General features: G+C 38.1%; 23 protein-coding genes and 1 pseudogene. 2 read left to right on the top strand and 22 right to left on the bottom strand.

Features of this window, described 5'->3' with window-relative positions:
- Positions 1 to 62 precede the first annotated feature (62 nt).
- The 18 genes from RDY04_RS04325 to RDY04_RS04240 all read right to left on the bottom strand — a co-directional run bounded on the left by RDY04_RS04325 (position 63) and on the right by RDY04_RS04240 (position 17,782).
- On the bottom strand, positions 63 to 1,193 hold the full coding sequence (locus RDY04_RS04325; protein ID WP_303951911.1) for an MFS transporter: 1,131 nt from the start codon (positions 1,191 to 1,193) through the stop codon (positions 63 to 65).
- Between the two features lie 147 nt (positions 1,194 to 1,340).
- Positions 1,341 to 2,594: a GHKL domain-containing protein gene (locus RDY04_RS04320; protein ID WP_303951909.1), complete on the bottom strand. Its 1,254-nt coding sequence runs from the start codon at positions 2,592 to 2,594 to the stop codon at positions 1,341 to 1,343.
- A complete protein-coding gene (locus tag RDY04_RS04315; RefSeq protein ID WP_303951906.1) occupies positions 2,591 to 3,319 on the bottom strand; it encodes a LytTR family DNA-binding domain-containing protein in 729 nt (242 codons plus the stop codon). The genes RDY04_RS04320 and RDY04_RS04315 overlap by 4 nt, the downstream gene beginning before the upstream one ends.
- 37 nt (positions 3,320 to 3,356) lie before the next feature.
- Positions 3,357 to 4,109 (bottom strand): hypothetical protein, encoded by a 753-nt coding sequence (locus tag RDY04_RS04310; protein WP_303951904.1) that lies wholly within the window; start codon positions 4,107 to 4,109, stop codon positions 3,357 to 3,359.
- Between the two features lie 4 nt (positions 4,110 to 4,113).
- The gene (locus tag RDY04_RS04305) at positions 4,114 to 4,980 is read right to left on the bottom strand and encodes an ABC transporter ATP-binding protein (RefSeq protein ID WP_303951901.1); all 867 of its coding nucleotides are present in this window, start codon (positions 4,978 to 4,980) and stop codon (positions 4,114 to 4,116) included.
- Entirely contained in the window at positions 4,946 to 5,365 is a 420-nt protein-coding gene (locus RDY04_RS04300) for an ATP-binding cassette domain-containing protein (protein WP_303951947.1), read from the bottom strand. Before RDY04_RS04300 ends, RDY04_RS04305 begins: the two co-directional genes overlap by 35 nt.
- Positions 5,366 to 6,540: 1,175 nt before the next feature.
- Positions 6,541 to 7,323, bottom strand: coding sequence for a tryptophan synthase subunit alpha (gene trpA / locus RDY04_RS04295; RefSeq protein ID WP_303951898.1), 783 nt, complete (start codon positions 7,321 to 7,323; stop codon positions 6,541 to 6,543).
- Between the two features lie 3 nt (positions 7,324 to 7,326).
- Positions 7,327 to 8,535 (bottom strand): tryptophan synthase subunit beta, encoded by a 1,209-nt coding sequence (gene trpB, locus RDY04_RS04290; RefSeq protein WP_002891598.1) that lies wholly within the window; start codon positions 8,533 to 8,535, stop codon positions 7,327 to 7,329.
- Positions 8,532 to 9,113 (bottom strand): phosphoribosylanthranilate isomerase, encoded by a 582-nt coding sequence (locus tag RDY04_RS04285; RefSeq protein ID WP_303951896.1) that lies wholly within the window; start codon positions 9,111 to 9,113, stop codon positions 8,532 to 8,534. The genes trpB and RDY04_RS04285 overlap by 4 nt, the downstream gene beginning before the upstream one ends.
- Positions 9,100 to 9,867 carry an indole-3-glycerol phosphate synthase TrpC gene (gene trpC / locus RDY04_RS04280; RefSeq protein WP_303951893.1) on the bottom strand — a complete coding sequence of 256 codons (768 nt, stop codon included), beginning with the start codon at positions 9,865 to 9,867 and terminating at the stop codon, positions 9,100 to 9,102. Before trpC ends, RDY04_RS04285 begins: the two co-directional genes overlap by 14 nt.
- Positions 9,864 to 10,868 (bottom strand): anthranilate phosphoribosyltransferase, encoded by a 1,005-nt coding sequence (trpD, locus tag RDY04_RS04275; protein WP_003094346.1) that lies wholly within the window; start codon positions 10,866 to 10,868, stop codon positions 9,864 to 9,866. Before trpD ends, trpC begins: the two co-directional genes overlap by 4 nt.
- 89 nt (positions 10,869 to 10,957) lie before the next feature.
- Positions 10,958 to 11,524, bottom strand: coding sequence for an aminodeoxychorismate/anthranilate synthase component II (locus RDY04_RS04270; protein WP_003093386.1), 567 nt, complete (start codon positions 11,522 to 11,524; stop codon positions 10,958 to 10,960).
- Positions 11,521 to 12,876 carry an anthranilate synthase component I gene (gene trpE / locus RDY04_RS04265; protein ID WP_303951885.1) on the bottom strand — a complete coding sequence of 452 codons (1,356 nt, stop codon included), beginning with the start codon at positions 12,874 to 12,876 and terminating at the stop codon, positions 11,521 to 11,523. The genes RDY04_RS04270 and trpE overlap by 4 nt, the downstream gene beginning before the upstream one ends.
- Positions 12,877 to 12,955: 79 nt before the next feature.
- Positions 12,956 to 13,234 (bottom strand): chorismate mutase, encoded by a 279-nt coding sequence (locus RDY04_RS04260; RefSeq protein ID WP_303951882.1) that lies wholly within the window; start codon positions 13,232 to 13,234, stop codon positions 12,956 to 12,958.
- 577 nt (positions 13,235 to 13,811) lie between these two features.
- Positions 13,812 to 14,162, bottom strand: a complete 351-nt coding sequence (locus RDY04_RS04255; protein WP_101799845.1) for a PBECR2 nuclease fold domain-containing protein — start codon at positions 14,160 to 14,162, stop codon at positions 13,812 to 13,814.
- Positions 14,163 to 14,256: 94 nt separating this feature from the next.
- Positions 14,257 to 16,605: a cation-translocating P-type ATPase gene (locus tag RDY04_RS04250; RefSeq protein WP_303951878.1), complete on the bottom strand. Its 2,349-nt coding sequence runs from the start codon at positions 16,603 to 16,605 to the stop codon at positions 14,257 to 14,259.
- A gap of 138 nt (positions 16,606 to 16,743) precedes the next feature.
- A complete protein-coding gene (locus tag RDY04_RS04245) occupies positions 16,744 to 17,253 on the bottom strand; it encodes a hypothetical protein (RefSeq protein WP_303951876.1) in 510 nt (169 codons plus the stop codon).
- Between the two features lie 22 nt (positions 17,254 to 17,275).
- On the bottom strand, positions 17,276 to 17,782 hold the full coding sequence (locus RDY04_RS04240; protein WP_303951944.1) for a hypothetical protein: 507 nt from the start codon (positions 17,780 to 17,782) through the stop codon (positions 17,276 to 17,278).
- 309 nt (positions 17,783 to 18,091) lie between these two features.
- On the opposite strand from RDY04_RS04240, the gene RDY04_RS04235 reads away from it, so the two are divergent.
- A complete protein-coding gene (locus RDY04_RS04235; RefSeq protein ID WP_303951873.1) occupies positions 18,092 to 18,391 on the top strand; it encodes a YbaB/EbfC family nucleoid-associated protein in 300 nt (99 codons plus the stop codon).
- Positions 18,392 to 18,536: 145 nt separating this feature from the next.
- Here the strand turns inward: RDY04_RS04235 and tnpA are convergent.
- From tnpA to RDY04_RS04215, 4 genes and pseudogenes are all read right to left on the bottom strand, one after another.
- A pseudogene (tnpA, locus tag RDY04_RS04230) lies at positions 18,537 to 19,000 on the bottom strand (IS200/IS605 family transposase).
- 169 nt (positions 19,001 to 19,169) lie between these two features.
- Entirely contained in the window at positions 19,170 to 19,898 is a 729-nt protein-coding gene (locus tag RDY04_RS04225; RefSeq protein ID WP_303951870.1) for a MerR family transcriptional regulator, read from the bottom strand.
- A 173-nt stretch (positions 19,899 to 20,071) separates the two neighbouring features.
- Positions 20,072 to 20,662 carry a 3'-5' exonuclease gene (locus RDY04_RS04220; protein ID WP_303951867.1) on the bottom strand — a complete coding sequence of 197 codons (591 nt, stop codon included), beginning with the start codon at positions 20,660 to 20,662 and terminating at the stop codon, positions 20,072 to 20,074.
- 48 nt (positions 20,663 to 20,710) lie between these two features.
- Positions 20,711 to 21,247 (bottom strand): DUF536 domain-containing protein, encoded by a 537-nt coding sequence (locus RDY04_RS04215; protein WP_002884601.1) that lies wholly within the window; start codon positions 21,245 to 21,247, stop codon positions 20,711 to 20,713.
- Between the two features lie 513 nt (positions 21,248 to 21,760).
- On the opposite strand from RDY04_RS04215, the gene RDY04_RS04210 reads away from it, so the two are divergent.
- The gene (locus tag RDY04_RS04210) at positions 21,761 to 22,120 is read left to right on the top strand and encodes a metal-sulfur cluster assembly factor (protein WP_037598415.1); all 360 of its coding nucleotides are present in this window, start codon (positions 21,761 to 21,763) and stop codon (positions 22,118 to 22,120) included.
- Positions 22,121 to 22,137 lie beyond the last annotated feature (17 nt).

Below are 22,137 nucleotides of genomic sequence, written 5' to 3'. Positions count from 1 at the left end.
ATTTAAAAATTCCAAGATCACTTCAAGGACCTTGGAATGTTTTTATTATCTTAGGATAAAAATTATGCCTTAGGATTTTTCTGATACAGTTTAGTCATAAGCATTATTCCCAATACGAGTACAATGATAGGGATACTATATCCCAAATAAATCGTAGTGACTTGCAGACCTCTCTTAATAAGCATGCCACTGACAAATACAACAATCCCTGTCAAAACCTGATTCAAGACTTCGATTTTCAAATAAAGATTATTAAGCTGTAGGGGATTCAACTTCTCTTGCAGGTAAACATTTTGCGAAATTCCAGAAATAGTTTGACCAACTGCTAAAAAGATATAGCTAAGCAAAACAGTCGGTAGGTTAGGTACGAATGGAAAGACGACAACGTAACCCAAATAGACAAGAGAGCCTAACAAGTAAACGGTCATAGGGGAGTATTTAGTGAGACTTTTGAAAGATAGAATTGAACTCGTTGCTAGAAAGGCAATGGCCAAGAAGGACAGAGAGTAAGAATAAGCCTGACTAGAAATACCGACATCTTTGGTCAGGAAGATAACCTCATAAGCATCATATAAGACACCCACTGACTGTAAGAGTATAGTCATCATAACCATCTTAAGAATGACACTCTGCTTTCCAAAAATAGGACTACCTTGACTGGAAGAAACCTCCTCTTCTGATTTATTCTCACGGTCAAAAATAATCGGTCCCAGTTTAAACAATAAGAGGGTGGCTAGTAGAGTTAGCACACTGTAGACCAAAAATAAGCTCCCTAAATCAAGGCTACCCCAGAGACCAACTATCATAGGTGCTAAGAAATAGGAAGCTGACCCAATCATGGTATAGGTACTGTTAAATTTTTGTAAGTTGACTTTTTTTACAAGCACAGGCACCGCTGAGGACAACAAACTGTTAAAGTAAGTTGTCAGCACTTCAGTCAAAACCACCAAAGCAAATACAAAAACACTACCCATGGCAAGATAGATCAAAGCCAGACAGACTGCCTTAAGCAATTCAATACCAATCAAAACATATTTTTTATTTGTGATTTTTCCTACAAATTGATGTCCCACATTGGCAAGAAGCCCTCCTAAGAATTTGGCAATCCATAGCCCCAAGACATAGTCCACTGAGATTTTAGAGAAAATAATGCTCAGTGCTATCGCATAACCGTACTCGATAATCAGTGACAAAAACCTATTAAGGAAAATAATTCTGGAATTATTGGTAAACATTAACGATTTCTAAACCTTTTCTTTTTCATTGTCCTTATTGTAATACTGAAAAATCAGGGATTCAATAACACAAAATATATTTACTAAGTCACTTACAAACAATACTTACTTAATCTTTAAAGGAATAACAACTAGTACCACAAATTGATTTGACTGTATATTAATATTCAGATGTCCTTTCAGTTTCATGATTCTATCATAACTACTTTTTATTCCTAGACCACGTCTATTAGGTAATTTCATAGATTTCATTCCGTCGTAATTGATATCTATTTCAGAAGTAAGTATAGGATTCGCCACTCTAAAAACTAATTTATTATTCTTAAAACGTAGTACTATTTCGATTGGATTCGTTAATCCATTACGTTCAATCTCCTCTATTGCATTGTCGATAATATTTCCAAGAATAGCGCAAGAATCTATAGCAATCGAACTTATATCTAAGTTATAGGGGATTTGTAAATCTAGATGAAACTGGACTCCATCTTTTTTCATTTTAGATATTTTTTGATTTAATATAGCGTCAATTGGTATACATCCTGTTATTTTGCGATTAAAAACCTCCTGTCCCAATATCTCTCGAGTTATTGCTTTGATATTTTCAAAATCATTACTATCTGCATAAAAATCTATTGAGGAAACAATATTTTTTAAATCATGTCTGAGAATTGCTAGTTCTTCTTCTTGTTGAATGATTTCACTGGTCATGCTATTTTCATCAAAAGCAATTTTGCCTTTGATAATATTATAATTTTTTTCACTCAAATAATTGTAAAGCACAATTATGACAATGTTTATCAATAATAAATAACTATCAAATATCAAAACTCGACTTAAAGGTAGTGGAATCTTATATAACAGTAAAATAATAGACAAAAATGGAGGCAACGATAAGATACCGTATTCTATTTTGTTCAGCTCAAATAGATTATCTATTTTAAAGTGTTTTAATCCTAACACAAATAAAAGCGTTAACAACATCAAAAAGAATTGGGCGAAAAAGATTACGATTTCTTTAGTTTGTTGAACTTGATGTAATAGCAATATAGTTATATCTTCTTGAATCAAAAACCAAAAGATCAGAAATAAATAATGAAATACCTTTTTCATCACATCTCCCGATAAAAAGAGGAAAAGAATCAGGAAAGTTAATAGCAAAGATAAGATTTTAAAATCTAACAATGTATTATGATTTATTGTTATTGATGTGTGGCCAATAAAATAAACAAATAAGATCAAATAATAAAACTTGCTTTTGGAAATTCTGATCACAAAAAAGTGTTGTAAATAAAACCAAACAACAAAGCTTTGGAATAAAAAAAGAGAGAGCAGTCCCACTGATTTATATACATCAATCATAAACCGAAACTCCTCTCAATAAAATGGCTATATGCTGTTCTCACGACTTTCTTCCGACTTCTACTAATAGCGATACAACTGCCATTTATCATAGTTACATCATTCCGATTAAATGAAGCTATATGATTTAAATTAATCATTGTTCCACTATTAACCCTAACAAAATGCGTTGGAGGTAATTCTTTTTCAATTGCTGATATCCTCCCATAAAACGATGTGTCACTACCGCTAACTAATTCAAGGTGAATCTTTCTACCAAACTCAGAATATAAACACACAATATTATCTAAGCTTATTTGGAAATGTTCCATACCTATCTGATAAAACATAAACTTTTGTTTTGCAGTTAATTCTACCAGAACATCTCTGAGAACCTCTCTTAATTTTTCAATAGATACAGGTTTTATTAGATAACGAAATGGAGAGACTTCAAAACTTTCTAAAGCATATTGCTCATAGCTTGTGACATAAATGAGTATAAAGTTTTTATCAATATTCCTCAATAACTTAGCAGTCTCTATACCATTTAGCCCCTCCATTTCAATATCTAAAAATATCAAGTGATAGTTGTCAATTTGTCTACTCATGGTATTTACCATACGGTCTCCTTTGTAATATCCATCAATTTCATATTGGACATTGATTTCATCAAAGTATTCTGAAATATGAGTTTCTAAATTACTCACTTGTAAGCTATCATCATCACAAATTGCTACTTTATACATCTGTCTCTATAAATTCCTTTTTCTAATATTATATCATTCAAAATGCCTTACTTTCAAACCCTCTCATGGTAGCAATCAATAACAGTATACAAAGCAAAAAATAACTTAGTAAATGAATTAGAGATAATCCAATTGTAAAGTGATAATTAGGCACAACAAAAAAATATCCAGGGATGAATTTAGAAATCATAGTAATATTTGATAGAAGTTGACATAAAAAATAAACACCTAGACTTGCAAACGAAGCCATTATTGCCGAAATATTTAGTGATAGATAAAAAGCAATGCTAGCAAGCAAAATAATAAATCCTAAATTCACTAAACTAACTACTATTGATTGTACATTTGTAGCATGTAGCTCCCAAAAACGTGTATAACCGAACTCAGTATGAGATATAAAGCAGATATAAGTGACTAACGACGTCAAGCAATTTAAGATATATAAAAATAATATTGATAGGATAACAACAATATACTTAGAGACTATCAATATTTTCTTACTAGTGACTCTATTTACCTCTAATAAAATTTGTCCTCCTTGAATCTCTCCTCCTAAAATAAAGGAAGAAGTATATAAAATTAATAATAACGGGATAGTTAATATTAATAAAAATGTCCACATCGTGGTGATAAAGGTAACTAAATCTAATTTAGCCCCTATTTTTACAAAGTCCCAATGTAAAAAGGCACCAAAACCATAAATCAAAGACCACGATGATAGTATAGCTAATATAATAAAATTTTTCCGTTTCAATAATTTATATAGTTCTGCTAAAACGATTGATTGCATTTTTTCACCCCCTAAATAATTCTTCAATAGAGTCACTCACCGTGATTTCTTTTATCTCACAATTATATTTATAAATGAGCTTCAGGATCGAATTCAATAACATCATATCATGTGGTAAGATTATCTGACCTTCTTTTAGGGTAACTAATTTACTAAGACTTTGTTCCAACTCCGGCACTGCATATTCTAAAGTAATAATTATTTTATTTTTTCCTAGTTTAGTATGTGTTTCAATACTCTTTCCATTTATAAATAGGAAATAATCACATATTTCTTCAATTTCATGTAACTGATGTGATGAGATTAATATTGTAACCCTTTTTTCACGACGTAACTTCACAATATAGTCTAAAAGAACTCTAACTCCTGCAGGATCTAAACCCACAAAAGGTTCATCTAGAATCAGAAACTCAGGGTCATCTAACAAGGCCAATGCCAAACCCAATCTCTGCTTCATGCCAAACGAGTAAGATTTTACTAGTTTTTTGCTACTATCTAAACCCACAAATTTTAACAACATATTAATCCGTTTATCTAGTTCACTCTTATCAAATGATGAAGAATACATAGAGAATAATTTCAAATTATCATATGCAGAAAAATCTTCAAATAATTTACAATCTATAAGAAAACCGATTTTATTTAAACTATTTCTTTTAGTATTATATTCTGAATCCCCTTTAAATTGAATTTTACCTTTTGTGCGTGGAGTAAGTCCTAAGATCATCTTCATTAAAGTAGTCTTTCCACAGCCATTCTTCCCAATTAAGCCAACAATGTCACCTCTTTGAATTTCGAAATTGAGATCGGTTAATACCTCTTGTTTTCCAAATGATTTATTCAAATGACAGACTCGTAATATTGTATTCATGGTGATTACCTCCATCAGTTGCAGTATACATTAAAAAATCATTAAAATTATCACAAGTTTCAAGTAATAATTCATACTTGTCTTTTGCAATAATTTTTCCTTTTTCCATAAAAATTATAGAATCAAATCTTTTTAAAAATGATTTATCTAAATTATGAGAAATCTTTATGATGATGTTTTCTGAATCAAATAATTTATCAGTTATTAGTTTTGATGATTCTTCATCTAAACCTGACTCAAATTCATCAACTAAAAGCAGAGGTCTGTTTTCTAACAATGCTCTAGCAATATTTATTTTTTTCAATTCCCCACCAGAAATATTATCGCCATTTTCAGAAACTACTTGAATCTCGTTACTTTTATTACTTAAATTAACATCCTTAATAACTTTATCAATGCAATGAATATTCTTAGTAAGAACTGACCGAATCCATATTACAAAAGTATTTAAAGCATAATTAATTACTAGAAAAACAGCGAAGGAGATAATTGCAAACTCAAATTTAGTAATATTTGACGACTCCAGGGAATCAATAAAATTTTGAATTATTGTAGCAAATGATACTTCTACTAATCCTAGTAGAACAGTATTGATTCAAATATTGAATAGGATGACCTCAACTTGTCTAAGATAATCATTCTATATAACATTTCTTCAGAATAACCTATAAAAATAAAATGTAAAATCCATATATTTTTCTCAGACATATTACTCGATGAGCAAATTAGTATACTTAACAAAGTCAACATAATCATCATAGTATGTTTTGAAAAGTTAGCTTTGCTTTTGAATGCAAATTTTTCAATTAATATTGGTTGAATTATTAAGGCAATTATTGTAGGAGTACTTAACAATAACAGTACCTTTTGAGTTCTTAAACAAACCGAAAAGAATAGAGTATATAGTATTAAACAAACATTAGAAACTGTTGCTTGAAAAAGATATTGAAGCAATATCTGAAGTTTTTTTCTCTCATATCTTTAAATAAAAAGTAAGCTAATATAATATCAACCTACTTAAATGATTAGTTATCACATAAAAATTTTCATAACAAAAATAACTAATTATAATGTTCTAGTGAACGCTTCTAAGTTCAATTACTTTTATAATCATTATAATTACAAAAATCTTTCTGCGCTTCTGCGATACTCAAAAAGTAAGCTATACCGTACTTTTTACTTCTTTAATGTAGTGACCAACTGAAACTGGAATCAGCGCACCTACACTTACACAGCCTGCCTTTTTGATTTTCTTTGTAGAAAATTTAAGCATGATAGCATCCGCCTTTGAATTATTTCAACATCTCTATTGATGTTTTTAGTTTACTCTAATTTTCCTCCAAAAATGTTCAATTTGCATTATTTTGTTTGCTTACTTGTAGTAAATGGTAAATATTTTTTCCATAATATAATAATTCTTATGGAGAAAATATTTTCCTACCTCATATAGCACATTAAAAAGAAATGTAAAGATGAACTGCACCTCCAGAAGTTAGATAGAAAAAATCTAACTTCTGGAGGTCAATAAAAAAACTCCCCATTTCTGGAGAGTACCATCTGCTATTTTTCAAAGTGTGAACCGAATGTAACAAATTCAGCGACTTCTTTTTCCTTACCGTCGTGGAGGTCACGGACGATTTTTGATCCTACGATAACACCGTCTGACACAGCGTTAAAACGTTTGATGTCTTCCTCTGTTGACACACCAAAACCTGTGAGGACTGGAATGTCTGCGTGAGCAGTCAAGTTAGCCAAGTGTTTATCAAGGTCATCACGGTAATTACCAGTCTTACCAGTAACGCCATTGATGGCAACGGCGTAGATAAAGCCGTCTGCACCATCAATCAACTGTTTCTGACGGTCAATACCTGTAGTCAAGCTTACCAAAGGCACGAGAGCAATGTCACTGTCTTTCAAATAAGGGGAGATAAAGTCAGCATGTTCATTTGGCAAATCAGGAATGATGAGCCCCTTGACAGAGGTCTCAGCCAAGTCCTTAACAAAGGCTTCGATACCATATTGATAAACTGGATTGATGTAGGTCATGATAACCAGAGGTACCTGTGTTTTTTGTTCTTGAAGCTTCTTGATGATAGCTGTTAAAGTCACATTTTTAGCCAAACTACGTTGTCCTGCTAGTTCAATAACGGGACCATCGGCCACAGGGTCTGACCATGGAATACCCACCTCAATAGCTGAGACACCACTATTTTCCAAGAGAGCAATGGTCTCAAAGAGTCCGTCTAGACCTTTAGCGTGGTCACCCGCCATGATGTAAGGTACGAAAATACCGCGTTTACTGTCTTTGATAGCTTGTAGGTGTTTTGTTAATGTTTTTGTCATGGTTTATTTCCCTTCTGCTTCAGCTTCGAAACGTTCTTTAACCTGCATAACGTCCTTGTCCCCACGACCTGAGAGGCAGACGATGAGGCTTTGGTCTGGCGACATCTTAGCTGCCACTTTTTGCGCAAGCGCAATGGCATGGCTAGACTCAAGAGCTGGGATAATACCTTCTAAACGTGACAGAAGTTTGAAACCTTCGAGAGCTTCTTCATCTGTGATAGAGTCGTAAGTCGCACGTCCAATTTCGTTGAAATAACAGTGCTCAGGACCAACCCCTGGGTAGTCCAGACCAGCTGAGATAGAGAAGGCTTCCATGATTTGACCATGCGCATCTTGGAGAACATCCATAAGCGCTCCATGAAGGATACCTGGACGACCTTTGGCAAAGGTTGCGGCATGTTTTTCAGTATCAAGCCCCAAACCAGAAGCCTCAGCACCATACATAGCTACTGATTTATCATTAACAAATGGGTAGAACATACCGATAGCATTTGAACCACCGCCGATACAAGCCATTACAGCATCAGGCAATTTACCGCCAGAAATTTCTGCATATTGGCGTTTGGCTTCACGACCAATGACAGATTGGAAGTCGCGAACAATTTCTGGGAATGGTGCAGGACCAAGGGCAGATCCCATGATGTAGTGCGTATCCTCGATACCTGCTACCCAAGCACGGAGGGCTGCATTTACAGCATCCTTAAGCACTCGCGAACCGTCTGTTACGCTAAATACCTTGGCACCAAGCAATTCCATACGGAAAACGTTAAGCGCCTGACGTTTAACATCTTCTTCACCCATATAGATTGTACAATCCATGTCGAAAAGGGCTGCGGCTGTCGCTGTTGCAACACCGTGTTGACCTGCACCCGTTTCGGCGATGATTTTCTTCTTGCCCATACGTTTGGCAAGTAAGACTTGACCAAGGGCATTGTTAATCTTGTGGGCACCTGTGTGGTTAAGGTCCTCACGTTTAAGATAAATTTGCGCTCCACCGATATGGTCAGTCAAACGTTTGGCGTGGTAAAGAGGTGTCTCACGGCCCACATAGTTTTTGAGGAGGTCATCCAATTCCGCTTGGAAACTTGGATCTTCCTTGGCTTCACGATAGGCCTTGTCCAATTCAATAACGGCCGTCATCAGCGTTTCTGGAACGAACTGACCACCGAATTTTCCGTAAAATCCTTTTGCATCAGGTTGTTGATATGTCATGCTTTCACTCTTTCTATAAATGCTTTAATCTTGTCTAAATCTTTGTGACCATCTGTTTCGACACCTGAGGACACATCTAAGGCATGGGGCTGGAAAGTTTCCTTGGCCTCTGCCACATTGTCCACAGTTAAGCCACCAGCGATGAAATAATCCTGCTCAATCTGCTTATCAGCCAAAAGCTGCCAGTCAAAGGTCTGACCACTACCAGCAATGGGAGCATCAAAGAGAAGATAATCCGCCTGGCTCTTGACTTGAGAATCACTATCTGAAATCTGAATAGCTCGAATAACTGGTACTGATATCTCTGGAATCAGAACTTCATCAAAAGTTCCATGAATCTGAACGATGTCTAAGGGAACCTGACTGATCGCTTCTTCCAGTCCTTCAAGACTGGGTGAAACAAAGACACCGACGATTTTTGTCTGGCCTGTCACACCTTTAGCCAGCTCGCGAGCTTGTTCAAGACTCACTTGACGCTTGCTCTTGGCAAACACAAAGCCAATGTAGTCAGCACCTGATTCAACTGCAGTTGCCACTGCTTCTGGTGTCGATAGCCCACAAATTTTAACCTTTGTCAATTTGCAACTCCTTGACCTTTTCAGCCACATCGTCAGCCGTCATAAGGGCAGTTCCTACTAGAATTCCATTAAAATATGGGGCAACTAGGGCAGCATCTTGACCTGTAAAAATAGCCGACTCAGAAATATAAACAGGCTTGTCCTTGAAATGCGTTGATAACTCAAGACTGGTGTTGATATCTGTCTCAAAAGTAACCAAATTACGGTTGTTAACGCCGATGATTTCAGCACCAATACGATGAGCCACTTCCAATTCTGGCAGATTATGCGTTTCAACCAAGACTTCCAATCCAAGGCTTGTCGCAAAATCGTAGAGCTCCTTGAGGCGAGCTTCTGGCAAGGCCGCTACAATCAAGAGAATGACTGTCGCACCCGCATTACGACTACGCACAATCTGTTTCTCATCAATAATGAAGTCCTTAGCCAAGGTTGGAATAGCCACCTGTGACGAAATTTCTTTCAAGTAGGAAATATCACCCTTGAAGAAAACCTCATCCGTCAAAACAGAAATCATAGCTGCCCCATTTTCCTCATAGGTCTTGGCCTGAGCCACAATATCCACATCTAGGTTAATATCACCCATACTTGGACTAGCTTTTTTCACTTCAGAAATAATTTGCAGCTTGTTTTGATTTGACTTGAGAAAATCATAAAGACGATAAGTCTGACGCAAGGACTGCAAGTCTTCCATGACCAACTGGGCCACTTCTTTTTCTTTTTGTTCTAAGATTGTTGGGAGAAAGGCTTTACTCATACTTGTACCTCTTGGAGTTGGCGAAGTTTTTCTAGGGCTGAGCCGTCCGCAATCAATTGACGAGCAAGCTCAACACCTTCTTTAATAGTCGCCACCTTACCATTGGCAAAGAAGCCAAGGCCTGCATTAAGCACTGTTGTTTCAAGATAAGGACTAGCTTCATTTTTCAAGACACTAAGGAGAATCTCTGCATTTTCCTTAGCATCGCCACCTGTGATATCAGACAACTCAACCTTTTCCATACCCAAATCTTCATAAGTGAAAGTGTGCTGGCTGATGTGACCATCTTCCAAAAGGGTGTAGGTGTTAGTGCCATAGAGGGCAGCTTCATCCATATTGTCAGGACCTGTGATAATAACCGCACGTTTACGTCCCAACTGTTGAATAGCATTAGCAACAATTTCTTGTAATTCCACACGATAGAGCCCCATGAGTTGTGTCTCAAGGTCAAGTGGATTAGCCAGTGGGCCAACCAAGTTCATAATCGTTGGAATCCCAAGAGCTTGGCGAGCTGGACCGATAAAACGCATAGCTGGGTGCATGGTTTGGGCAAAGATAAAGGCCAAACCAACTTCGTCAAGTGCTTTAGATAGGGTTTCTGGTGATGCTGCAACGTTGATTCCAAGAGCTTCAAGCACGTCTGCCGAACCAGATTTAGAGGAAATCGAACGGTTACCAGCCTTGGCCATACGAATACCGCCTGCTGCTAGGACAAAGCAAACAGTAGTCGAAATGTTAAAGCTATAAGACTGGTCCCCGCCAGTTCCACAGTTACACATAGCATCTGTGAAAGTCTCAGGCAAGACAGTCGCATGTGATTTGAGGGCACGCACGATACCTGTGATTTCATCTGCTGTTTCCCCCTTAGTCTTAAGCCCCATAAGGAAGGCAGCGATTTGGCTTTCTGAGACTTCATTTTTGAGAATGCGGTCAAAGACTGCTTGGACTTGGTCTTGAGACAAGTCTTGGCGGTTTGAGATTTGTAGGAATATTTCTTTCATATCTATTTTCCTTTTAAAAACTGTTCAATGTTTTCTGATGCACGCGAGAGATTTTGAGCATAGACAAATCTAGTCCAAAGACTGTCCAACTAGCCTGCAACAATTTTTACGAAATTTTCAACCATCTTAAGCCCATCTGGACTTCCGATGCTTTCTGGGTGATATTGCAAACCGTAAATAGGTAGCTCCTTATGCTGAATGGCCATGATTTCCTGATCATCAGTTGTGATAGCTGTCACATCAAAGCCCTCTGGCATTTGGTCAACAACGATGGAATGGTAACGCATGATTGGGACATCATTGTCGATATCCTTGAAAATAGGTGATGGTGTTTCAAAAGTGATATTACTTTGTTTCCCATGCATGACATTTTTAGCCAAGCCGAGTTTACCACCAAAAGTTTCCGCAATAGCTTGATGCCCCAAGCAAATTCCCATCATCGGTTTTTTACCAGCGAAATCCTTAATCAAGGCTTCCATTTTACCCGCATCAGCTGGCCAACCCGGACCCGGTGAAAAGACTAGCCCATCAGCTTTTTCCGCTTCTTCATAGAGGTTCGCATCATCGTTACGCAAGACCTTTACCTCTGTAAATGTCCCTAGGTATTGTGCCAAATTATAGGTAAAAGAGTCATAGTTATCAACTAATAAAATCATTGGGCATCTCCTATTCTTGTCATAGCTTTCGCCTTGTTAATCGTTTCGTAAAATTCATTTTCAGGAACACTGTCATAGACAACACCTGCACCTGCTTGAACATAGGCTTTTTGATTTTTGAGAATCATGGTACGGATGGCAATGGCAAAGTCCATATCTCCTGTCGCAGACAGATAACCAATAGCTCCCGCATAAATACCACGTTTTTCCTGCTCAAGCTCATAGATACGACGCATGGCACGAATCTTAGGTGCTCCTGATACAGTTCCAGCTGGTAGAGTTGATTTTAGCGCATCCAGTGCTGTCAATTCCGGTAAGAGTTGTCCCTTAACCACACTGGTAAGGTGCATCACATAGCGGAAATACTCAACCTCCATATACTTGGTCACCTTGACCGTACCATTCTTGGCAATCTTACCAATATCATTACGTCCCAAGTCAACCAACATACGGTGTTCCGCAGTTTCTTTAATATCATGTGAGAGTTCATCCGCTAGAGCAGCGTCTTCCGCCTCATTGGCACCACGAGGGCGAGTTCCAGCAATCGGATTGGTTACCACCTCTCCATTTTTCACTGAAACCAAGCTCTCTGGGCTAGCACCAATCACCTGATAATCTCCAAAATCGTAGAAATAAAGATAGTTTGATGGGTTGGTCACACGCAAGTTACGGTAGTAATCCAAAGGATCTCCCTCAAAATCCGCTGAAAAGCGTTGGCTAAGCACACATTGGAACATATCTCCCTCACGAATAAGCTTCTTGGCCTTAGCCACCATATCCATGAAGACTTCTTTTTCGATATGATTTGAAAATTGCAAGGCTTGCAAGGCCTTAGGTGTAAACTCGTTTGGCGCCTGAGTCTGGAGGTTGGTTACCACCTGACCAAGAGCTTGACGCACCGCATCGTTGTCACGACCAGAGTAGATATTATCCTCAACCACATAGACCTTTTCCTTCTTGTGGTCAAAAATCAAATAAGACTCGTAGATGAAGAAATGCATATCAGGTGTTCCAATCGTATCTTCAGGAATCTCACCGATATTTTCATAGAGACCAATCATATCATAGCCTGCAAACCCGATAGCACCGCCTGCGAAAGGGAGATCAGACTTGATGCCCTTGACTGTTACTTGGTCCAAGTATTCGAAAGGATCTTGATCAATCGCCTTACCATTTTCATAAAGAACACCATCATTGAAGGTTACTTCAAAGACTGGATTGTAGGCAACAATAGAAAAACGTGCATTTTCCTTCTCACGAGGAATAGATTCAAGGATAACCTTGTGTTCCCCTTGAACACGCATATAAGCCAAGATTGGTGTTAAGGTATCGGCTGGTAAAATTTTTCTCATAATATTTCCTTTCAAACTGGTTTATCGAGAGTAATAAGACTGATGCAAGGCTCCTTTATAGGATGTATCGGCACCATTATTATTCGTTGTTCACTTTCTCTTCCAAAGCAATAAATGCTTTAATCATGCTTCTCCAAACACTTTCAGCCACATCTGGCGATAAGCCAAGATCTAGTGCCTCCTTACGACGGTTTGCTATCACTTGGGCAACACGCTCACTAGCCTGGACAGTAGCCTTGTCTCCCTTAGACTTAAGCCGTCCTGCCTTTTCCACAAGTATTTGACGTTGGGCCAGTAGTCGAAGCAACTGTCTGTCAATATTATCAATATCAATTCGAATATCGCTTAATGCATCCATAAATACCCAACCTTTCATTGAATAATGACATAACACTTCTTTAAAGATAAAAGTAAACAAAAAACCTCACAGAGAAAAACTCTGTGAGGGCATTAAATCTAGTTTAACACGGTACCACCTCAGTTAATGGTCTCCAAAAAAACGACCATCATCTCTATCTCCTCTAACAAGGAGTTGCACGGTAAGGGGTGCCAACCGAGAAGAATATGTATTACCTTCTCATTATCATCCAATCAGCCCAATGTTCGCTCATCTCGATTACCTACTCACAATCACCGCAGGCTCCCTGAAAATCTAAGACCAGTTACTTTCTGATTTACTAACTATTGTACTCTTTTTTAGAGGGATGTCAAGAATTTTCTGTTAATTTTGACAATTCCTCTCCCATAAGATTCGTCTATACCTCATTCAGAGAGTGAGGTAGTCTTATTACCACACTTTAAAAAATAAAAAAGCCCCTAAAGGGACTTCTTGGGTTGATAAACAACGGCAGGGTGACAGTCCTGCATCTCTTTCAGACCCGAAGGTGTGGCGGCTGCCTCTTCCGCCCTCGTTGTTACTTCTTACCTATATTATATCACATTTTCTTAGCTCTACCAGCATTTAGATAATTTTTCAGCTTAGAATCTTTAATCACAAACATGGTACGGACATTAAGTTTATCACATAATCTGACCGCTACCAGAACATTACCATCAATACGTTTGATGTATTCCAAGGACTGGCCATTAGGATGGCAACCGATATAGTCCGGATGAGCAATAATCTCTGGAATACGTTCATAGGTGGCATCAAAATCACTGAATTCCTGGCGATGCTTTTCCATATGCTTCTTACGTTGTGCAGACAGCGTGATTTCTTCACCAGGCTTGTAGTCCAAATCAAAAGCTTTAATGACTTTTGGCGTCAAGTGCCCTACTGTTTTCATGCCTCTATTGTACCACATCTCATACACATCAAGACCGTTCCTACTGTTGAGGTATCAAAAAAACTCAAGCCTGTTATCAAGCTCGAGTTTTGACTTATACTTTTTGGAAAGCACCTTGTTTGTAGCTAATCCAGAAGAAAAGCGGTGTACAGATAGCCATTGCTACCAGATAGATTGGCAAGGTGTAGCTATTAAGTGTCGAAATCTCAATCACATCTCGAAGATAATAAGAACTGATTAAGAAGCCAAAGACTGAGTAAATAATCAAGGCCACACGTCCCTTATTCAACGGGATACAAGCACGAATAACAGCAAGGACACCCGTTGATCCCATCATATAGTAAGACAGCGTCAGCATGTCCGTATTGCTCATACCAAGATAGACCTGAGATAGATGGAAAATAAGAACACTGATAACCAGCATCAAGGCATTAGGAATAGACAACTGGAGCGAACGTCTGAGGAAATGTTTCTCAACAGGTCGTATATTACGCTCGAAGGTCAAAATAAATGGTGGAAGACCCTCGATAAATTGCCCCGCCAAAGTCATCTGAACCTGAATGAATGGGAAGACCAAGAGGTACTCTGCCTTTCCAAAAACAATACTGGCAATACAGATAAGCCCCAAAAGGAAAGAATACACCGTTTTAATAAGGAAAATAGGTGCAATGTGGGCAATATTATTAACCACACGACGTCCCTCAAATAGAATTTCAGGAATATCCTTAAACTCCGAATCCATAAGCACCAAGTTGGCAATCTGACGTGTAGCAGGGTCTCCCTCTGCCATAACAATCGAACAGTCCGCCTCACGTAGTGCCAAGATATCGTTGACACCATCACCAGTCATAGCTGTGGTATGGCCATTGGCATTAAGGGTTTGGATTAACAACTTCTTCTGATGTGGAGATACACGGCCAAAGATTGCCGTATCTTCAGCCAAAGCCCCCAACTCCTCATCACTGACCTTAGAACAGTCTATATAGCTTTGATAATCTACAAAACCAGCCTGATGGGCAATATGAGAAACTGTCACCGGATTGTCACCAGAAATAATCTTAAGTGTCACATCTTCAGAACGCAGGTATTCCAGAGTTTCTGCAGCATCCTCACGAATAGGATCGGCAATTTCAAGTAAGGTCAAAGCCTCGACGTCATTCGGCAAAATCATGGTCTCTGTAGCAATACCTGACTGACTCCAGGCCAAAATCAAAACACGAGATCCTCGCGCCTGAGCCTTATCGACTGCTTTAGGATTCTCCTTAAGAAGCATCTCAGGTGCTCCCAAAAAGAGAGTTCCAAGCCCATTAATGCTCACAGCACCCCATTTACGATCGCTTGAAAATGGAATAACATCACCTACCTGATAATGATGTTCCAGACCCTCATAAGCATTTCGAATAGCCTGAGCTGTTGCGTTTTTATCCTTGCTATGTTGCATATAAGCCGCAAGCAAACGCTCCAACTCCTCTTTCGTAAAACGCTCTGACAGTAGTTCCAGTCCTTTAACTGTCATCTTTCCTTGTGTAATCGTCCCTGTCTTATCTAAACAAAGCACGTCTACACGAGCCAAGGTTTCAACAGAGTACATCTCTTGCACAAGGATGTGTTTCATCCCAAGCTTAATGACAGCCGTCAAAAGTGATGTAATGGTCAAAAGAGCAATTCCCTTAGGCAACATTCCCAGAAGGGCTGTCGAACTGGTAACGACCGACTCTTGAAGGGAGAGCTGCTTAATCATGTAAGCCTCAAAAAAGAGTGCAAGCCCAAATGGTATAACAATCTTTCCCGTAAACTTAGCAATCTTATCCATATTATAAAGGATACGGGACACAATTGGCTTATGAGTCTTGGCCTCTAACATGAGCTTGTTGGCGTAATTGTCCTCAGCTACGTTAATGACCTTAGCATAGACCTGACCACTCACAAGATAAGAACCCGAGAGCAGCTCCTTCCCATCTTTCTTTAGAATGTGATCACTCTCACCAGTCAGCATAGCCTCGTTAAGCTCAGCCATCCCATCAACAACCACTGCATCACTGGGAACCTGCTCACCCGCAGACAAGAGCATGACATCATCCAAGACAATATCCTTAGGATCGATAGAAACAAGCTGTCCATCACGCACCACACGAATCTGATCCTGATTCATGAGATTGAGCTTATCAATCATGCGACGGGCACGCAACTCCGTCATCATCCCCGTAAAGGCATTAAGCACGATAATCCCGAAGAAAAATAGATTGGACCAAGCCTGAACAGCAATCAAAGCCACAAAAATTGCAAAATTGAGCATATTAAAGGAGTTGAAGACATTACGCCTAAAAATCTCCCAATTGCTGGAGCCAGTTTTTGCTTTAAAATGATTTATTTTACCGGCATCTATCCGCCGCTTGACCTCCACCTGCGTCAAGCCTTGTAACTGTTTTTTCATAACTTTCATAGTAGCATAAAAATGAGGTGTTTTCAAAGGTTAGCCGTCATGAATACCAAGGAAATAAGCCTATTAACCCTCAAGCTTTTGCTACTCTGTCATCCAGACCAATAATCCCAACAAAAACATTCTGTAGGATTATACTCTCTAATTAAACCTACTTTGGTAAATTAAATTAAACAGCCACTGAAGATTAATTAATGGTTTTGGTTGAGCATCAATCACAGGTTGAACGGTCTCTCTAATTTCTTTTTGGACTTTTCGTTGATTATATTTAATCTTGTGATAACGTTTGTCAAAAGCATGTTGGATAGAAAAAGTACGATTAAGAAGATACATATCATCTGACTCCGAGTGAAAAAATAGAGTATCACCTGTAAGATCTAATACAGACGTTTTAGTTCCTTTTTCTCTAGTTATAGCATACGACCCATCATCATCATAACTAATACCATCTATTTCCGGTGTATAGGCCCAACCCATATTCTCCATCAACATAATGACGTCCGGATCTGTCCCCTCCTTATGAGGGATATGCTGAGCATAATAAACAGAGTTAAATTTTAAATTAATAAAGGTAAATAGGCTCATTCCTAAGACTGTAACCAGCCCTATAACTAGTCCTACAAGAATCCCTAAAATATTTCTTTTTTGCATTGTCACTTCTCTTTCTTTTTCTCTAATTAAACCTACTTTGATAAATTAAATTAAACAACCACTGAAGATTGATAAAGGGTTTTGTTTGAACCTTCATAATTGGGGAAAAATCTTTCCTAATCTCTCGTTTAATTTTCGATTCATTAACTTGAATTCTTTTTGCTTCTTCTGAAAAATAGCTGACGTCCTCAAATCTAAACGTACTGTCAAAACCGATAGTCATATTATCCTTATCATATAAAAAACTTCCTGAGCTTTTTGTTAAAAAAGATTTGCTTTTAGTATCTATAATAGCGTTTGTTCCATCATCATCATATCTAATATTGTCAATTTTAGGTGTATAAATCCATCCCATATTCTCTACCAACATAACGAGATCTGGTTCTGTCCCCTTCTTATGAGGAATATGCTGAGCATAATAAACAGAGTGATATTTTAAATTAAAAAAGGTAAATAGGCTCATTCCAAAGACTGTATATAGCCCTATAATTAAACCTACAAAAATCCCTAAAATATTGCTTTTTTTCATTGTCATCTTCTCTTTCTATTTTTCTCCAATCGAATTTTTGACCGGATTAACAATAAACCATTGTACACTATTTTTAACAAGTCTTACAATTCAAGGATTGGTGGCTTTGTAATTGCTCTAACATTTTTATGAACAAGAAAAAATCAAGTCTTAACAAATTCCTCCAATACTTCTCCTCACTTTGTCAAACAGGCTAAACATGGTATAATAGTTGAGGTTTTGACTGCCTATTCTATAAGCCAAATTAAGGCATCAAAAAGTAAGAAACAAGGGCTAACCCCTTGATATGAAAGGAATCTAGAAACTATTATGATGAACATGCAGAACATGATGAAGCAAGCTCAAAAGCTTCAGAAACAAATGGAAAAAAGCCAAGCTGAATTGGCTGCTACAACCTTCACTGGAAAATCAGCACAAGACTTGGTTGTGGCTGAATTAACCGGTGACAAAAAAGTCGTTAACATCACTTTCGCTGATACTGTTGTGGATCCTGATGATGTGGAAACACTTCAAGATATGACTGTTCAAGCACTTAACGATGCTCTTGGACAAATTGACGAAGCGACTAAAAAATCAATGGGTGCCTTTGCAGGCAAATTGCCATTCTAAAAAATCATAACCACCCGTCTAACGGGTGGTTTAATCAAGGGCTATAAGCCCATAATACCAGCCAGCGCCTAAAGACGCTGGCTTTCACTTTGTTTAAGCCTTATTGCTTTTGACTCGTCACAAGTCTCTCAAAGAGGCATTCGCATTACTTACCATTATCCCTAAAGGGATTTTCATATTCTTTTACGCTTAATTTATCCAAATCGATATCATGCTTCTCTTGTTCCTGGATATATTTCTTAATTGTGGCTTCATTAAGTCCTACCGTACTTACATAATATCCTTCTACCCAGAAATGCCGATTTCCAAACTTGTACTTGAGATTGGCGTGTTTATCAAACATCATTAAGGCACTTTTTCCTTTTAAATATCCCATAAAACTAGCTACACTCATTCGTGGTGGTATACTTACTAGCATATGAACACGATCTGGCATTAAGTGACCTTCTATTATTTCAATGCCCTTATATTGGCATAGTCTATGAAAAATCTCTCCCAGACTACTCCTATATTGATTATAGATTATTTTTCGTCTATACTTAGGTGTAAATACAATGTGGTAGAACACATCCATTTTGTATGTGATAAACTGTGAGCTTTTTGCGCCATAGTCTTAACTCCTTTCGTTTTACAATTGGCTTGAACACCTTTATTGTATCGCGCTTGGAGTTTTTTTGTTATGACGGTATAACCTTCGGAGCCAAACGGACTTAAAGTCACATAATAAGCTAAAAACGCCTGAGAAGTAATTCTCAAGCGTTTTTTTGTGTTCGATAAATTATTTGGTTTTAGTCTTAGCCAACTCTAGACAGTAGGACTTCACATGACAATGAGGACAAGTCAGTTTACGAGTCCTAGGTGTATGTCCGGCAATGGCAAATTCTTTAAAACTTGGATCAAAGGTCCTATGACAATTAGGACAAAGGTATTCGACCTGCTTTCTATAATGATATACCAATAGATTTATGGCTATTAAAAATGTCGGACAGACAATAAACAAACCTCTGGGATCCTTAAAATAATAAATGACAACCAGTAGACCCATCAGATAAAGAAGGGAGGTTAGAATGACACTCCCATACATTCTCAACTGCAAATGACGCCATGATTTTTGATTTTCCATAAGACGTGAAATGTCTGACAAATCTTCCAACGAAAGTTGACGCCGCTTAGCAGTTGCTTTTTGCAAGTGACGGGCACGTTTTAGTTTGACCTCTATTTCCTTCGAAGACTTTTCCAAGCTTTCAATTTGGTCTGTCAACAACAGCTCTAAAACCTGTTCCCTATTCTCCTCTTGCAAGAGTTTCTTGATTTGATTAATTGAGAAATCCAAATCTCTTAAGAAACAAATGACTTGCAGGCGTTCCAAGTCTGATTCGTGATAGACTCTCCGACCACCTTCTGTGACTTCAGACGGCGTCAAGATGCCTCGCTGATCATAGTACTGAACAGTCCTAACAGACACTTCTGCTGCTTTAGCCAACTCTCCTGTTGAAAACTGCGACATCTCTGTCACCTCCTTTTAAGATTTTCTATCAAGGGAGATTCTTCACCACCTTTGATACCTAGATTCTACCTTATAACGCAAGGTAATATGCAAGCCCTAATCCTAGAGGATTTTCTTTTCTTACAGAAAAAATAGCTATCACTCTTTACAGCCTTTACAGCTCCTGTAAAGTTTTAGTAGAAAAGGCCGCCCAAACCTAAAGCAACAAAAGGATTGTTACTGACTTCTTCCTGTTGCTCCAAAAGTTTGGCATTCTCATCTAATTCGAGAAACTTCTCGTAAATCTCAGCAGTCATCCGGGCGTCCTCCAAGCTGTTATGGCCATGTCCCTTAATTCCAAAGAAATCAGCTACACTGGTCAACTTGAGGTTAACAATACCGTTCAAATCAGAAGCACGACGGTCAAAGGCCTCATCGAAAACATCTAAAGCATATTGCTCTTCCAAGTCTAAACCATTTTCCAACAAAATAGGCAAGTCCGACTTAAGTGCATTGTAGCCGATAAGTGGAGTGTCACCAACAAATGATTTAAAATCCGCCAGAACAGACTCTAGCTTTGGTGCCTTGGCAATCTTGTCCGCTGTAATCCCCGTCAAACCATTAATAAAGGACTGCAAAGGAACATCCGAATAGACAAAAGAGTCAAACTGGTCCACTTCCTTATGCTGGTTCATCTTAACTGCCGATACTTGGATAATATGACTAACCCCATCCACTGTGTTGAACTCCAAATCAAAGGCAATATAAGTTTCTAAATTTTCCATCTTATCTCCCATAATAGTTAAAGCTGAGACTGAGTCCCAGCTTCTTTTTTATTTTCCAAATAGACGTCCAAAGAAACCTTTTTTAGAAGCTTCTTCTTGTTTGGTTTGGATTTCTTCCACTTGAGCCTTGGCTTCGTCAACCTCTACCTTAGCTTCATCAAGCTCCAATTTAAGCTCTTCTTTGTCCTTCATAGCAGTCAAGGTCAATTGCTGCTGTTGATCGATTTGCTTATCTTTTTCAGCAATTTGCACATCTTTGACACGCAATTGATCATCCATGTTTGATAACTGCTCATCCTTGGCCTTCAACTGAGCATAGAGACGAGCAATCTCAGAGTTTTTCTCGTCTACAAGAATCTCTAACAACTCACGTTGCTTTGTTTCTTCATCGATTGGTTCATCGTCAAAGATGGTTTTCTTGTAGATTTCCTCCAACTTAATCAAGCCACTACGTTTAACGACAGTAACCCCTTTTGCATTTTTTTCTAGATCTTCTTCTGGAAGTTGTTTGACACGATTATTGACTGCTTGACGACTAACGCCAAGGATTTCAGCAATCTCGCTGACGGTCTTTTCAATACTCATAATAGCCTCATATTCTCTTGAAATGTCTTACTATGAGAATATCACAATCACTCCTGTCTGTCAATTTGACTAGTTATTCTGGATATCTGAAGGGCTCTTTTTAAGCCCCTTTTTTCCTTTCACTCTTCAAATAATTTACTTGATAGGAAGCTAAGCTTTTGGTAAACTATGCGCGGGTATGAATGTATATAGAAGGAAAGTCTTTGACTTAAACAATCGGTACTTCCAAATTAGGTTTGGTCGGTATCAGATCTGTTGTATCTAGGAATGGTGGCAACAATTCCACAAGGTTTGGGATTTTTATTCTTGTTCCAATTATTGGTGCATTCGAGCAACCTTGGTTGCAAACTGCTTGATATTGAAGCATAAATCACATTATCTTCAACGGTTTAACTGTTGGAGTTTTTTTATTGTCACTTTACTCGCTCACTAAATCTTCATTGCCATCCGAGATTGAAAAAAGCCCTAAATTATGCCATAATAAACAAAAGCAAAATAGAAAGAATGAGTCCTATGAAAAACTTCCGTGATGATATTAAGGTCAATGATTTGGCCCAGCCCTTCTTAGAGCCAATCGTTGAACAAATGACCACTGTATTCGACCCTGAGATTGAGCTAGACATTTACAATCTTGGTCTGATTTATGAAATCACCGTCGATGAAAATGGCCACTGCTACTTCCTTATGACCTTTACTGATACTGGTTGTGGCTGCGAAGAGACTATGCCTTATGAAATCGCTGAAAAGCTAAAATCCATTGACGGCATTAACTCTGTCAAGGTGGAAACCACTTATTCACCAGTCTGGAAGATGACACGTATCAGTCGTTATGGACGTATTGCTCTTGGTATCTCACCTCGAGGCGGAAAATAAAAGGAAAACCGATTGGA

The sequence above is a fragment of the uncultured Streptococcus sp. genome (genome assembly GCF_902463925.1).
Lineage (GTDB): Bacteria > Bacillota > Bacilli > Lactobacillales > Streptococcaceae > Streptococcus.
The sequence above is the reverse complement of the archived record's forward strand: the minus strand, read 5'-3'. Positions and strand labels throughout refer to the sequence as shown.

Coding starts and splice junctions, on each gene's coding strand:
- RDY04_RS04320 (WP_303951909.1), bottom strand. CDS start 2,594: ATGATTGATGTATATAAATCAGTGGGACTGCTCTCTCTTTTTTTATTC.
- RDY04_RS04315 (WP_303951906.1), bottom strand. CDS start 3,319: ATGTATAAAGTAGCAATTTGTGATGATGATAGCTTACAAGTGAGTAAT.
- RDY04_RS04310 (WP_303951904.1), bottom strand. CDS start 4,109: ATGCAATCAATCGTTTTAGCAGAACTATATAAATTATTGAAACGGAAA.
- RDY04_RS04305 (WP_303951901.1), bottom strand. CDS start 4,980: ATGAATACAATATTACGAGTCTGTCATTTGAATAAATCATTTGGAAAA.
- trpA (WP_303951898.1), bottom strand. CDS start 7,323: ATGACAAAAACATTAACAAAACACCTACAAGCTATCAAAGACAGTAAA.
- trpB (WP_002891598.1), bottom strand. CDS start 8,535: ATGACATATCAACAACCTGATGCAAAAGGATTTTACGGAAAATTCGGT.
- trpC (WP_303951893.1), bottom strand. CDS start 9,867: ATGAGTAAAGCCTTTCTCCCAACAATCTTAGAACAAAAAGAAAAAGAA.
- trpD (WP_003094346.1), bottom strand. CDS start 10,868: ATGAAAGAAATATTCCTACAAATCTCAAACCGCCAAGACTTGTCTCAA.
- RDY04_RS04270 (WP_003093386.1), bottom strand. CDS start 11,524: ATGATTTTATTAGTTGATAACTATGACTCTTTTACCTATAATTTGGCA.
- trpE (WP_303951885.1), bottom strand. CDS start 12,876: ATGAGAAAAATTTTACCAGCCGATACCTTAACACCAATCTTGGCTTAT.
- RDY04_RS04260 (WP_303951882.1), bottom strand. CDS start 13,234: ATGGATGCATTAAGCGATATTCGAATTGATATTGATAATATTGACAGA.
- RDY04_RS04255 (WP_101799845.1), bottom strand. CDS start 14,162: ATGAAAACAGTAGGGCACTTGACGCCAAAAGTCATTAAAGCTTTTGAT.
- RDY04_RS04250 (WP_303951878.1), bottom strand. CDS start 16,605: ATGAAAGTTATGAAAAAACAGTTACAAGGCTTGACGCAGGTGGAGGTC.
- RDY04_RS04245 (WP_303951876.1), bottom strand. CDS start 17,253: ATGCAAAAAAGAAATATTTTAGGGATTCTTGTAGGACTAGTTATAGGG.
- RDY04_RS04240 (WP_303951944.1), bottom strand. CDS start 17,782: ATGAAAAAAAGCAATATTTTAGGGATTTTTGTAGGTTTAATTATAGGG.
- RDY04_RS04235 (WP_303951873.1), top strand. CDS start 18,092: ATGATGAACATGCAGAACATGATGAAGCAAGCTCAAAAGCTTCAGAAA.
- RDY04_RS04225 (WP_303951870.1), bottom strand. CDS start 19,898: ATGTCGCAGTTTTCAACAGGAGAGTTGGCTAAAGCAGCAGAAGTGTCT.
- RDY04_RS04220 (WP_303951867.1), bottom strand. CDS start 20,662: ATGGAAAATTTAGAAACTTATATTGCCTTTGATTTGGAGTTCAACACA.
- RDY04_RS04215 (WP_002884601.1), bottom strand. CDS start 21,247: ATGAGTATTGAAAAGACCGTCAGCGAGATTGCTGAAATCCTTGGCGTT.
- RDY04_RS04210 (WP_037598415.1), top strand. CDS start 21,761: ATGAAAAACTTCCGTGATGATATTAAGGTCAATGATTTGGCCCAGCCC.